This window comes from Alicyclobacillus sp. ALC3 (assembly GCF_028751195.1).
GTDB lineage: Bacteria > Bacillota > Bacilli > Alicyclobacillales > Alicyclobacillaceae > Alicyclobacillus_L.
In genome coordinates this window covers 4,120,604-4,132,392 of sequence record NZ_CP066784.1, presented here as the reverse complement: position 1 = coordinate 4,132,392, position 11,789 = coordinate 4,120,604, and the positions used below count along the sequence as shown (strand labels likewise).

Sequence of the window (11,789 nt, the reverse complement as noted above, 5' to 3'; positions counted from 1 at the left end):
GCAGAACTCTAGGAGTTCGTCCTCAGTGATGTACTCGCCTGACTGATCAACGGCGCCAGGCGAGAAAATACGTTTTTTAGGGCGTCCACCCGGTTGATGGCCAGCGCCACTTCAAGCGCATGCCAGAACTCAGGGAACGTGACACCTTCATCTTCATCGAGGAAGATCTCCTCAGGCAGTTTGTTGATGAACAGTGAGAGCAAGCGGTGTGGGAACTGGAGCAACTTGTCCATCAGCACCTTGACGTTTTCCTCGTCACCCTTCATCTCGGTGGCTTGCAGCTCCGTGACCGCACCCGCAATCACGTCTGCCAGGCGCCGCACGCGCGACATCGGTACGATGCGCACCATGAACGACCGTCCGGCGAGTGTGACTTCTTGGTCTCTCAAATCAGCGACAGGCATTCAGAACCCTCCCCTACTGCGATTACGCGGCGTCTACGACGGTGCCGTACTCGCTGCCTGCAGCCTGCGTGAGGTCCGGCAGAATCGTGAACTGCACCTGATAGCCCTGTTCCTTGTCCTTCACGAAGTCCATCTTCGCCGTCGACATGTTGATCGCGCGGTGCAAGGTGATCGTCCGTGTCGTAAAGCCGGATGTCCCTGCCGGACACGGTCCCACGAAGGTCAGCGTGTGCTCAATGGGCGCAGACTCCACGCCAATGCTTAGTGTCTCGTTCGCGGGAGCGGTGCCCGTCACAGGTGCGGCGGTGATGTTGAACGCGATCTGCAAGTTTGCGAGCGTGGCCTCGGACAACGTGGTAGTAACCGTCACTGCGTCTTTGCTCAGTGCCTGTTTCAGGACGGCGACGATTTGATCCACCTCGAGGTCGGTGTAGGTCATCTTGCGCTCGAGTGTCACGCCGCCCGACGTGCCACCGACCTGGTTGCCGTCGACTTCAAAGCTAGAGCATGGACCGGCGATGATATTGCCGACGTTTACGTTGGTTGTGGTTGCCATCCAGATCCCTCCTCAGTCCGTGTATACGCGAACATTGAATATCACACGCACCACTTGGAATAGCCCCGTCTTGCTGCTCATGGTGTCCCAGTACTGCTGCTTGATCCCTGTGATGTTGCGCACCTGAGACAATCCGAGCGTTTGATCCTGCCTCAAAGTATCGTCGATGGCCGCGCCGTAGCGACGCAAAATGCGTGACAGGCGCTCGACGTCCGAGTCTTGGTAGTAGACCTCGACCATGAGCTGGTAGGTCTGCTTGCGCCACTCGAAGTGATCCTCGTTTTCGGTCGTGTCGTGGCCAGTGACCAGGACGCACGGCATCTGCGGCAGGTTTACCTTGTCACCGAACACCCACTGGACAGGCGGCTTCGGATTGAGCGGCTCCGTCTTGCGCGCGTCCACAATCGCGAGGTTGCCGGCGACATTAGACTGCAGCTGCGCCACGGCCGCATTAATGACATCCTCTAAATCCGGATACGCCACAGGCTCACCCCTGATAGTTGAATTCGTCGCGCAGCCAAGTCACGAGGCGTTGGTTCCACGTGCGCTGTAACGCTGGCGTGATACTCACTGGCGGCCGCTTCGGAGGATGGTCCGGTACCTTCCAACTGCCGAATTGCATCAGCGTAGCCAACGTATACCCGTCCTTCGTCTTCAGCCTGCTACCGAGCGACATGTGCGTGGGGTACAACTCATAAATGGCGCCGTCCGCGAACGGATGCGTCAGAGAGGCTCTGAGCGCCCCTGTACGCACGAGGATCGGGTGTGACGGTGGATATCCGGCATAGTAGCGATCCCACCGCGTGCTACGCGCCAGCGGGCGCCAGCCTGGTCCTTCTTCGTCGAACACCTTACCTTCGTGCGCATGGAACGCCTCGGCCATCGCCTCCCACGCTGGACGGAAGTCGTCGGGTACCTGTGCGAGATTGTTGAACTTGCTCTCAAATGTGTCGGCTCCCGGCGCGTCGAAACGGATCGTTATGCGACTCATCAGAACTTCATCCCCATCGAGAACGCAGGTGGTGTCTGACGCGTTGGACCACTCAAGTTGTCACTGATCAAGCTGTACTCAGGCTCTGGCGTTTCCCCGGTCGGCTGTGCGTCCCACAGGATGACATCGCCCTGGATCAGTTGCGTGATCCACGTCTCGGCCTCAGTGCGCCACGTTGCACCCGCGGGCGAATCAGACGGTGCCTGTCCCACGTAGACGCGCTGTGCCACCTCAGCCGCACCGAGGTACTTCTCAATGCGGTTCATCGTCAGAAGTGCGTTGGTGCCTGTAATCGGCGTCTGGTAGTAGCGTCCGAGTCGGTCATCAATGTATCGGTCGTACATCGGGATAATCTCGTTCGTCACTTCATCGGCGGTAATGTTCGGCGACGTGCTCAAGTCGATATCCATCGCAACGAGAAGCGCCTGAACGTCCGTAACCGCGCAGTATGACATCAGGCGTCACCCTTTTGTGCTTCGGCCTTTGGTGTTTCAGTCGGAGCGTTCCGTGGTGCCTTGATGGCCACAACAGCCTGAGCCCGAAGCGCAACCTTCTCGTCGTTCCCGGTCAGCTCCACTGTCTCTCCGACCTCATGCACGGTTTTGCCACCGTCGGTGGTCAGCCGCTTCACGCACTTGTATTGGCCCATGTAGAGTCACCTCACTCTGCCGTGTTATCGTCTGCCTTCGGCGCTACCTTCTCGGCCGTAATTGAGCCATTCGCAAGCAGCCGTGCAGCTTGTGTCTGCGTCAGCTTGATTTGCTCACCTATCCGATAGACAGTGTTATCGTGTCGTACGCGTCTGACCACTGTGTATGCCTTCGTGGCGTCTGCCATTGACCGTTCCTCCTTAGACTCGGACTGGTGACACTGTTAGGGATGTGACCTCCGAATACGTCACGTTGGTATTCCCCTGGTTATCGTTGAATCGCGTCGGTGGGAACGGCCCGAGGTCAACGGTTGTACCTGCCGCCACGTTCGCGACTACGTCATGGTTGTAGCCATAGTTGCAAGGTTGTGGCGATGCTACCGTTACCGTCGCGGACGCTACGCCACCGTTGGTGACTCTGAACATCGTGTGCCCATCATTTGAAAATGCGTCGCCGTTCGCGTCCGCAGCCGCCATTGACGGTGTGCCTCCGGTCAGTGATACAGCTTCCACACTCAGCTGTGCCAAATGCGTCCCCTCCATCCAAATAGAGGCCGCGCGCCGGCGGCCTCTGCGTTACTGCTCGAGTTACGCGATCGCGTCCTGAATGAGGTACCCAGTCGACGCAGCCACGACGTTAAGGTCGTAGATGTCGTTGTACTCGATCCAGTCACCCTCGCGCTCCTCGTCGAACCATTTGCGCACGTACTTCTCAGTGCGGAAGGTCTTCCCGAAGCTGATGGAGCGCAGGTCAGGTGCGCGCTCAACGTGTGCCAGAATGACACCGGTGCCCCAAACGTCTGCGAGGCTGGCTGCTTGCCCTGGATTGGCCGTGTTGTAGCCTGCACCTGCGATGACGACCTCCATGCCAAGCAACGACTGCGGTAAGAGAGCAGAGCCTGGTGTACCGCCAGCGCCTCTCAGCAAGATGTTGTCGTGCGTATACTTCACGAGATCGAGGATCTGCGTGTTGTACGCCAGTGCAAGTGCCACCTGGTATGGAATCACGATGACATTGGCATACGTGCGGCTCGCCGTGAAAATCTGCGCCTGCGCCTCCTGAATGTCCGACAATGGAGTAGACGCCGAGTTGTTCCATTGCGACGTGCCACTCAGCGCAGTGGTGTTGCTCGCCGCATACGTGCTCGGGTTCGTCGCAATCTGCGCGGCCTGGTACTCCTTCGTTAACATGACGGCGTTCTGCACGTACTGCAGGGTGGTGACGTCTAGCTGTAGAGGCTTGTCCGCATTGCGGCGCGCACGACGGGTCACGATGTCCTTCAGCGCGTACTGCTCGGCGTGGTAGTCAGCGGTCCCGAAGTTCCAGTCGAGCTGGGTTGACTCCGCACCGTCTGCACGCTTGGTGTCCGCGATGGTGAACATCATGCCTTGGTCGTAGACGACGTAGCTGTCCCATTCCTCTTGCACTTGTACCACCGGGAACAACTTCTCGTTGACGAAGTCCGCATTGTTGTAGCGCAGCGAGAACTGCGTCAGGAATCTATTTAGATGCAGGGTATCAAAGCGTGGCATTTACTCTCTCACCTCTCTTTGGTTGTCGCCCGTTAGGCGAGTTTGATAAGAATGCGATCGCCAGCTGCGGTGGCAGCCGTGCGGGCGTAACCGATGACATTCGCCGCGGTACCAGCCGCAAGTGCAGACGCTGGGTCGACCTCGCCAGCCGTAGCTGACAGAATGACGGCGTCGCCCACTGCGATAGCCTGAGACGCGACTCCGAGCGCAGTCCCGATGCTGCACACCGGAACGCTGTACCCGACAGTCTCCGCTTCGTCCAGCGTAAAACCGAGAAAGCCCGTCGCGTTCTGCGTGGTCGTGGTCGTCGCGTGGCCTTCGCTGGTGCCTTGCACGACAGCGTTGTACTCAGCGACTACTGCATCAGCGGTGAAGGATTCGACAAGTAGCGGGTTTGCGCCACGAATCATACCTCCACCCCCAGTTCGTCAGCAGCAGCAATGAAGGCTTCGGACCACTCCATGCCGCCTTTGACCTTTTCCTCCGCGAGCTTCGTGACTTCGTCCGACTTGTCCGTGTTGGTCTCCTTGACGCGCGCGACGATATTTGCGCTCGTACCGGCCTCACCGAAGCTGACGACAGGCGGCAATCCATCCACGAACTCGGCAAATTTGGTGACCTGCTCGTCGGTCATGCCCATCATCAGATCGACGGCCTTCTCCTGAAGCGCAGGGACCAACTTGCCAGTGCGGGCCTTCTCGTCAAACATCCAGCCGCGCACCTGTTCGGTGAACTTGTGACGGCGGTCAGCCGCTTCTAGCAGCTTCACGCGGTCCAGCACCGCTTGGTGCTCTGACATCGTGACTGTTTCCATGCTCACACCTCCTGGCTCGTTGTACTTTCCAGCGTCAGTATCGTTCACGGCATGCGGCGTAGCGACGCCACCCTCGTCGTCGGGCACGTCTTCCGGGTCGTATGCGTCGTCGCTCATCTTGTGCGTTGACGGTGTGACAACCTTCCCGCCGCTGTACTCGTAGTGGCCGCCCTCCAACCGACTGGCAGCTGCCGCAATGCGCCGACCAATTTCTGCCCACTCGCTCTCGCTGTAGCCGCCCTTTTCGCGCATGCCGCCCTGATTGAAGTACGACACAGCCGCGCGGATGTGCTTTTTGTCAATCGGGTACTTGTAGTGCTCAGGGTCGGCGTAGAGGTCTCGGGTCTTCGGCTTGTCCTTCGGTGGCGTCTTGTGCGAATCGGTGATACCACCCTCGGACATCTTCAGATGCGGATGCTTCTGCATGAACTCCTCATGCGCACGATTGGCGACGTGATGCGTGATGCCCTTCGCGATGAGCTGCTGCTTCTGGTCTGGAGTGCACACAGACCATGGCGTGATGCCCTGGCGCACATCCTCCATCCAGTCCGGGTTCTTCTTCGGATTCGCGGTCGAGTCGTTATCGCCGTCGTGGTCTGGGTCGAACGGCTCATCCTCAGCGAAACGCAGTTGGAACATGTCGGCTGTCTCAGACATGGCGATACGCTCCATGTTTTTTAGGAACGGCCGATTGGTCAGCGCGCCACCGAACAGGACATCCTTGTACGTTTTCTGTGTCGCCGGGTCTGTCCAGCTAAACGAGAACTCAGGCGAGAAGTAATTGTACTTCCCGGACTGCACGAGCTTCGCACCCTCGTCCGTCCATGCGACACGCGCCCACAAAGTGTTGCCGTTGTCGCGGACTTGCAGCTCCTGCCACTCGTTGACCGCGCCGTCCGTGGGCTTGTGCTCGATGTCGGTAAAGAGCTTGATACCACGCACGTTCTGGTCAAAATTCTCCTTGAACTTGTGCAGGTCAGCTGGCGTGATGCGGACTTTCCTGGTCTTCACGGTTCCGTCCTTCTGTGGTTCCGGGCGATCCCACTCACCTGTCGTCATCACCTGTATCCAGCTCGTCTTCTTGTCCTCGCTCCATTGATGCACGGCGAGGTCTACCATTCCGTTTGCCACGTTCACACCTCCTTGGTCACAGACAGAATAAAAGCGCCACTGATATACAGCGACGCCCATAAAACAAAAAGGCCGACGCCGGAGCGTCGTCCAATGCAAGTACCCTTCAGCCTGCTTCGTTACCTATCCAGCATCTCACGAAATTGCTCGATGGATAGCTCCGCGCTGGTCAAGAGGTTCTTTAGTGTCCCTGGCTTCAAATCTGCCTTTGAATGGACCGGGACCGAAATGGGGACCGTTCCGGCCTTGTGAAGAATGTGGTGCGACCCATTCACCCTTTTTTCCGTCCAGCCGTTTCTCAATAATACCTTCACAAGTTCTTTGCCACTGACGGTCGGTAACTCAGGCATTTCATACCTCCACGTGCCGGACAATCGAATCCAGCGACATCCCGAGCTCCCTTCTAACTTCCAAACATCCCTGAATAGCTTCTCGGATATTTGCCAGAGCTTCCTCTTCGGTGTCCCCCTCCGAGAAACATCCTGGGATCGCAGGACACGAGACTGTGAATCCGCCTGATTCCTCCGGAGTGAGGATTACCTCGAAGGTCATTGGAGTTTCACCACTCAGTCGAGAGAATTGATGATCACTATGCTTCGCAGTCTCGACATATGTGGCAGGGCTCATACCAATATGTGTAACGTGGGAGATGACGTCAGTGTGCCCATCCGTTCGTTTAGCAGCTATTTCCATAAGGAGATACGCACTCTCCCATTTAGACGGGTCTGGACCTGCGTAAGCCTGTGGCGGCTCCTTCAGTACAGTTCTCACTCCACAACACCCTCTCCCTCGAGCATCGAAAGAATTTGATAAGCCAACTGCCTAGCTTGCTCCTTAGGCATAATAAACGAGTGTTTGAACTCGCGCGTGACATGCAGAATCCCTGGATCGTCGTGTTGATAAAACGGGTAAAATTGGCCATCTTCCACCGTCTGAGACGCGATGAAATTAGCGCCAGCGAACTCCTCACATATGTCTATCATAACATTATCGGCAATCCCTGAAGTTACAAATGAAGCATTCGCGTACGCCCTGCTGTATGTGCTAGCGGTCTTATTCTCATATATTATCTTTCGGAGCCCTGAGTCCACGTGCAGCCCTCCAGCCTCAAATCTCAACGTCCATAGTCTATTTCTCGTCCGAAACACGAAATCCTGCCGTCGTCAGGCGTCACCCGTCAATGCAACACTTCCAGGAAGCACGCCTCATAGAGCTTGCTCCCTCCTAGTGCACATGCACGAAGGTCGCATACCTCTTCACAAGTGCTGGGTCTGGCGTAGTCCATGTGTACTCCTCGCCAGTGTTGTTGCTCCCGATGTAAACCAAGATGCACCGGCAGTTGTAGTGGAGAGGCGGACGGAAGATGTCAAAGTCCGGATTGTCGGCGCTGATGACCAACCCGTCGAGGCTTCCGCACAGTTCACACGTCTTCTGGTCCATGACGGCCGACCACTGCGCGCCCTGCACGCCAACTTTGTGCGCTTCTGAGCCACGCCCCACGTTCATCGCCTGGCTGATACTTACGTTGGCCGATAGTACGAGGTCGTTGCCGTCGATGTACGCTTCTCCGCCTTCCTTCGCTGCGGCAATCGCGCGCCGGGTGAAATCTCCGAAGTTGTTGCTGATGTTGTCGCCTGCCATTGCCTGCAGCACGTCCAGCGCCGATAGTTTTGCTGCGCCTTGGACCTTCTCGGCCTGCAGCTCCAGCATCGTCTGTACCTGCGTCTCGACGAGCACCTCTGTCGCGTGTTTGATGGCGAGCTGACTGACCGACTTGCGTAACTCCTTCGCCACGCTCTCTTGCCCGAACTCGACGGCACGTAGCAGATGAGACTGCAACTGCTTCTCCACGCCTGGGCTCAGTTGCACCTTGAACCCTTGGAGCACACGCAGCGCCTGCGTCGGCGTCGTGGCGAGTTCGAGCTTCGGTTGCAGCTCGCGCAGAGCCGTGTCAAGCGCCGAGCTGAACGCGCTCTTCAGCATGTGCTGCATGGCGAACTCAGCCGCATCCAGGAACGCGATAATGGCCGCGAAGTCGACACTCATCTCCAGCGGCGTCAGGTCGCGGTTTGGCATCTGCCCCGGTGGCAAAGGCTTCTCCCCGCCCGTTTTGCGCGCTGTCGGCGTCCCTTCTGCGGGCTGGACAGCCGCCGTGAACTGGATGCCCTGCTCATCGTCACTCATCTTCTGCTTGGCTTGCTGACCCGTGTCAGGCGCAGGTGTTCCAGCCTGCATGAGTCCCTTCATGCTGGTGCCAATCGCACGTTGCTGCGTTTGAATCTGTTGCATCTGCCCCTGCGTGATGCGGGAATCTTGCACGATCGGCGGAATGTAGTTCGTCGTCGGCATCGACCGCTGGTTGATGAGCGCCTGCTCGGTGAGTGGCGGTACACCCAGCCACTTGCGCAGCTCGTTCTCGAGCGCCTCGTCCGGGTTGAGCATGTGACCGGAACCAAGCGCACCCACAGCCGTCAACCGCTCGGCGACGCTGTCGATGCTGATTTTGCCATGCTCGAGTTTCGGTACCGGCGCGTCGGGGCCGAAGTTCCACTCCACCAGCTGCTCGATGTCCTGCTGAATCTCACCGGCGATGTAGTCCGCGATGGCTTCTAGGCTCTGCACAAACATGCCGACCATGGTGTTTCCAAGCGCGTAACTGCCGCCGGATGCGCTGCTCATGGTGCCGAGGTTGAGGAACTGCGCCATCACGCTTCTGGCGATCATCGTGTCCTGGTACTCGAGGAACGGCATGGCGTTGATGCTGTTGCTCTTACCTTCGAGGATGCTGACGACGACACCCTCTGGGAACGTGGCGCCTGCTTCTTCAGCCACACGCATGGCGGTCAGTGTGTCGAGCACAGCCTGCCGGTCCTTGTCAGACGTCCCTTTCGGCAGAGTGGCGTATGGCGTACCTACAAGCCCCTTCTCGACGCCGACAGCGATGATGCGCTCCAGCGCCGACTTGATGTACCAGTGCTTGTACGCCGGGCGCAAAGCACTGATGCCGACCGGATTGTCGCCTTCACGCTGGTAGGTGTAGAGCCGCACCTTGTCGAGCGGCATGTTGTAGTACTCGCCCGTGTAGACGTTGAGTTGTTGCACGGCAACAATGTCGCCGTTGTCGTCCTGCTGCGGGAAACGCCAGATACTAGCGTTCACGCGCGGCGCGTACTTGTCTAGCATGACAACCGAGCGGCCCTTCCAAGTGTCGAACCGGTAGACTTTCTCGAACACACTGAAACCGAAGTCCAGCATCAACAGAGCCTCGCGCAAGTGGTCCGCCATCGAGTAGCGCATGCCGCGAATGAGGTTGTCCTCTACAAACTCGGCAATCTCCTCCGCTTTAGACTTTTGCACGCCCTCGGCATCGTCATCGTCTGCTTGGACGTACCACTCGGCCGATATGATCGGCAGCTTCATTGCATTCATCACAGCGGCAATCTGGCCGTCCGAGCGTCGCATCTGGTCGTAGACTTCGAGCGACTTCGGGAATGCCAGGTCAGGGTTGTATTCGTCCATCGGCAAACCAGCAAAGATGAGGTTGCCCGTGTAGCCGATCTCGCCTCGCATGTTGCGCGGCACTTGCGGCTCTTCCGTCGTCTTCCCGCCGCGTAGTACCTTCCACGCTTCCTTCACTTTGAGCGCCAAGGTGTCACCTCCCTAGAACTTCTTACGCCTCATGCCTGCCGTCGCAGGCTTTGCTCTCACCGTTTGCACAGTGTGCACCGCGTCCACGCCTCCATCGTACAAGCACAGCACGAACGCATCAGCGCGGTCGGGTGAGCCTTCCTCCGGATACCGCTTCTTGTAGTCGTCCTTCGACTCCAGCTTGAACTTGCCATTCTTCCACGAGACTTTGTACTTGCGCGTCGTCAGCTGCCCGATGGTGCGCTCGTCGTTCGGGATGTGAAGCTCAGGCAGACGGTCTCGCGCGTTCTTGTACGCTACAGTGGCCGCGTCGTCTGATTCCGAGTCACCTTGTCCGCCGAAGTTGAACGGCACCAGGTTCCACTCACCAGGGAACAGGTGACTGCCGACCACATCTGCTACCTCGTCAAACACGCCAGCGCCCATCGCTCCAACGTCGATGACCACCGTGATGTCCGGCCGGCGCCAGCGTTCCATCATCTCGCGCCCAATCTGGATGATGCGTCCTGAAAGCTCCGTCGTCGGGATCGAGTGGAACACATGCGGCTCGAACACGTAGGCACCGACACGCGGATAGATGACGATCTCGTCGCCGCCGAAACGTGCGGGATCCACGCCGAGCTGGATGGGCTGACCTTCAACGAGCGGCTCACGTTTGATGACACGGCCCTTGTCGTCATGTTCCTCGTAGTACTCGCACACGTCCCGCATGGCAGCCTTCTCAACCAAAGGCAGCGGAATGAACACGTCCGGCTCAGCGTCCGGGAACTCACCAAGCACGCGCACCTTGTATACCTGGCTGTGCTCGCCGTACTTCTGCTTGAGGTTGTCGATGTACTCACGCGTGACGCGCGGCGAATCGATGCACGACACCTTCATCGCGTGGTACAGGTGACGTCTGTTGTGAAACGCCTGGTAGAACTCGCCCGACAGCTGCGTTGGGTTGCCGCACAGAATGAGTTTCGCGTCTGGTGTGGTCAGCGCACCTTCCGCAACCTCGAATATTTTGTCGCGGATGCCTGACGCCTCGTCGCAGACGATGAGCACATGCTCCTCATGGATGCCGGCAAAGTTCTCAGGCTTCGTGGCCGTACGAGCAGATGCCCACCAGCGCTCAGGCTCCTGCACCATGACCACGCGAGTCTTCTGCCACTCGAAGTAGGTTTGCAAGACAGGCGCGTTCTGCATCCACTTTGCGAGCTCTGCCCACAGTACGTCGAACAGTTGCTGCTTGCTTGGCGCGGTGCAAACCACCTTGGGAAATGGCCTGGTGAATAAAAACCAGAGTATCGACCACGACTCGAAGGCAGACTTCCCGGTACCATGGCCTGCACGGATCGCGAGTCGGCCACGCTTCACCAGTGCATTCAGCGCTTCAATCTGCCAGTCGTCGGGTTCAACGAGCAACACATCACGCACGAACGCGACAGGGTCGGTGATGTAGCGCCGCATGCCGAATACGAGCTTGTCCAGGTCAGTTTCCCTAATCGCCATCGGCATCAGCTCCATCCGACCACGCGCGGGTCAGTACTTCAGCAAGGGAGGCTGTCAGATTCACTTTCAGTCCCACCTTGGACACGTCGTACTTGTGCCTCAGGTCCAACAGTCTCAGCTTCTGCGCCTGCACACGTGTCAAAGCCTCTTCGACGCGCTGTATTTGCTCCAGCCTCGATTCCGTGCGTGCAGTTTTGGAGATGTGCTTGCCGAGCTGTTTGTTCGAGCCCTCCGTCTGGTCGATTGAAGTCACGACCATCTCCTTGCCGTCGCGTAACCGAGCGATGCGCTCCATCATGCGGCGCTCTCGAATCTCGCACAGCCGAATCTCACGGTCGATCTGCGTCAACAAGTCGGTGTCGATGAGACCCAGCAGAGAGCGTTCTTCTTCAGTCAACGTGTCAGCCAGGATGGTCTCGTGGGCGCCTGTCGTTAACGCGTTCTTGTTGCCCTTCGGTGCACCGGTGGACGTCCCGCCGTGCATACGGCAGCGCCCGTTATCCATCGCCTGTGCGCGACATGGCAGCCCTGATCTGGTTTTAGCGCCGCACGCTGGCATCCATTCTCAC

The 11,789-nt window shown here is 58.2% G+C and carries 17 protein-coding genes; all 17 read right to left on the bottom strand.

What is annotated here, in order from left to right:
- Positions 1-8: 8 nt before the first annotated feature.
- Positions 9-404, bottom strand: a complete 396-nt coding sequence (locus tag JC200_RS19155) for a hypothetical protein (protein ID WP_274433319.1) — start codon at positions 402-404, stop codon at positions 9-11.
- Positions 405-426: 22 nt separating this feature from the next.
- On the bottom strand, positions 427-960 hold the full coding sequence (locus tag JC200_RS19150) for a hypothetical protein (protein WP_274433318.1): 534 nt from the start codon (positions 958-960) through the stop codon (positions 427-429).
- A 12-nt stretch (positions 961-972) separates the two neighbouring features.
- A complete protein-coding gene (locus JC200_RS19145; RefSeq protein WP_274433317.1) occupies positions 973-1,443 on the bottom strand; it encodes a hypothetical protein in 471 nt (156 codons plus the stop codon).
- A gap of 4 nt (positions 1,444-1,447) precedes the next feature.
- Positions 1,448-1,951, bottom strand: a complete 504-nt coding sequence (locus tag JC200_RS19140; protein ID WP_274433316.1) for a hypothetical protein — start codon at positions 1,949-1,951, stop codon at positions 1,448-1,450.
- Positions 1,951-2,406 (bottom strand): hypothetical protein, encoded by a 456-nt coding sequence (locus JC200_RS19135; protein ID WP_274433315.1) that lies wholly within the window; start codon positions 2,404-2,406, stop codon positions 1,951-1,953. The genes JC200_RS19140 and JC200_RS19135 overlap by 1 nt, the downstream gene beginning before the upstream one ends.
- A complete protein-coding gene (locus JC200_RS19130) occupies positions 2,406-2,600 on the bottom strand; it encodes a hypothetical protein (protein ID WP_274433314.1) in 195 nt (64 codons plus the stop codon). Before JC200_RS19130 ends, JC200_RS19135 begins: the two co-directional genes overlap by 1 nt.
- An 11-nt stretch (positions 2,601-2,611) precedes the next feature.
- Entirely contained in the window at positions 2,612-2,788 is a 177-nt protein-coding gene (locus tag JC200_RS19125; RefSeq protein WP_274433313.1) for a hypothetical protein, read from the bottom strand.
- 13 nt (positions 2,789-2,801) lie between these two features.
- The gene (locus tag JC200_RS19120; protein WP_274433311.1) at positions 2,802-3,128 is read right to left on the bottom strand and encodes a hypothetical protein; all 327 of its coding nucleotides are present in this window, start codon (positions 3,126-3,128) and stop codon (positions 2,802-2,804) included.
- A gap of 60 nt (positions 3,129-3,188) precedes the next feature.
- The gene (locus tag JC200_RS19115; RefSeq protein WP_274433310.1) at positions 3,189-4,133 is read right to left on the bottom strand and encodes a hypothetical protein; all 945 of its coding nucleotides are present in this window, start codon (positions 4,131-4,133) and stop codon (positions 3,189-3,191) included.
- Positions 4,134-4,165: 32 nt separating this feature from the next.
- A complete protein-coding gene (locus JC200_RS19110; RefSeq protein ID WP_274433309.1) occupies positions 4,166-4,543 on the bottom strand; it encodes a capsid cement protein in 378 nt (125 codons plus the stop codon).
- Entirely contained in the window at positions 4,540-6,078 is a 1,539-nt protein-coding gene (locus JC200_RS19105; RefSeq protein WP_274433308.1) for a phage protease, read from the bottom strand. The genes JC200_RS19110 and JC200_RS19105 overlap by 4 nt, the downstream gene beginning before the upstream one ends.
- A gap of 119 nt (positions 6,079-6,197) precedes the next feature.
- Complete coding sequence (locus tag JC200_RS19100; protein WP_274433307.1) at positions 6,198-6,428, bottom strand: type II toxin-antitoxin system HicA family toxin; 231 nt, start codon at positions 6,426-6,428, stop codon at positions 6,198-6,200.
- Between the two features lies 1 nt (position 6,429).
- Positions 6,430-6,849 carry a type II toxin-antitoxin system HicB family antitoxin gene (locus JC200_RS19095; RefSeq protein WP_274433306.1) on the bottom strand — a complete coding sequence of 140 codons (420 nt, stop codon included), beginning with the start codon at positions 6,847-6,849 and terminating at the stop codon, positions 6,430-6,432.
- On the bottom strand, positions 6,846-7,169 hold the full coding sequence (locus JC200_RS19090; RefSeq protein WP_274433305.1) for a hypothetical protein: 324 nt from the start codon (positions 7,167-7,169) through the stop codon (positions 6,846-6,848). Before JC200_RS19090 ends, JC200_RS19095 begins: the two co-directional genes overlap by 4 nt.
- 133 nt (positions 7,170-7,302) lie before the next feature.
- The gene (locus JC200_RS19085) at positions 7,303-9,726 is read right to left on the bottom strand and encodes a phage portal protein family protein (protein WP_274433304.1); all 2,424 of its coding nucleotides are present in this window, start codon (positions 9,724-9,726) and stop codon (positions 7,303-7,305) included.
- A 12-nt stretch (positions 9,727-9,738) separates the two neighbouring features.
- Positions 9,739-11,220: a terminase B gene (locus JC200_RS19080; protein ID WP_274433303.1), complete on the bottom strand. Its 1,482-nt coding sequence runs from the start codon at positions 11,218-11,220 to the stop codon at positions 9,739-9,741.
- Positions 11,210-11,779 carry an HGGxSTG domain-containing protein gene (locus JC200_RS19075; RefSeq protein ID WP_274433302.1) on the bottom strand — a complete coding sequence of 190 codons (570 nt, stop codon included), beginning with the start codon at positions 11,777-11,779 and terminating at the stop codon, positions 11,210-11,212. The genes JC200_RS19080 and JC200_RS19075 overlap by 11 nt, the downstream gene beginning before the upstream one ends.
- Positions 11,780-11,789 lie beyond the last annotated feature (10 nt).

What these genes read in the sequence shown, in the direction of transcription:
- JC200_RS19130 (WP_274433314.1), bottom strand. Translation starts at nt 2,600, where the DNA reads ATGGGCCAATACAAGTGCGTGAAGCGGCTGACCACCGACGGTGGCAAA.
- JC200_RS19140 (WP_274433316.1), bottom strand. Translation starts at nt 1,951, where the DNA reads ATGAGTCGCATAACGATCCGTTTCGACGCGCCGGGAGCCGACACATTT.
- JC200_RS19110 (WP_274433309.1), bottom strand. Translation starts at nt 4,543, where the DNA reads ATGATTCGTGGCGCAAACCCGCTACTTGTCGAATCCTTCACCGCTGAT.
- JC200_RS19100 (WP_274433307.1), bottom strand. Translation starts at nt 6,428, where the DNA reads ATGCCTGAGTTACCGACCGTCAGTGGCAAAGAACTTGTGAAGGTATTA.
- JC200_RS19155 (WP_274433319.1), bottom strand. Translation starts at nt 404, where the DNA reads ATGCCTGTCGCTGATTTGAGAGACCAAGAAGTCACACTCGCCGGACGG.
- JC200_RS19080 (WP_274433303.1), bottom strand. Translation starts at nt 11,220, where the DNA reads ATGGCGATTAGGGAAACTGACCTGGACAAGCTCGTATTCGGCATGCGG.
- JC200_RS19135 (WP_274433315.1), bottom strand. Translation starts at nt 2,406, where the DNA reads ATGTCATACTGCGCGGTTACGGACGTTCAGGCGCTTCTCGTTGCGATG.
- JC200_RS19075 (WP_274433302.1), bottom strand. Translation starts at nt 11,779, where the DNA reads ATGCCAGCGTGCGGCGCTAAAACCAGATCAGGGCTGCCATGTCGCGCA.
- JC200_RS19150 (WP_274433318.1), bottom strand. Translation starts at nt 960, where the DNA reads ATGGCAACCACAACCAACGTAAACGTCGGCAATATCATCGCCGGTCCA.
- JC200_RS19125 (WP_274433313.1), bottom strand. Translation starts at nt 2,788, where the DNA reads ATGGCAGACGCCACGAAGGCATACACAGTGGTCAGACGCGTACGACAC.
- JC200_RS19115 (WP_274433310.1), bottom strand. Translation starts at nt 4,133, where the DNA reads ATGCCACGCTTTGATACCCTGCATCTAAATAGATTCCTGACGCAGTTC.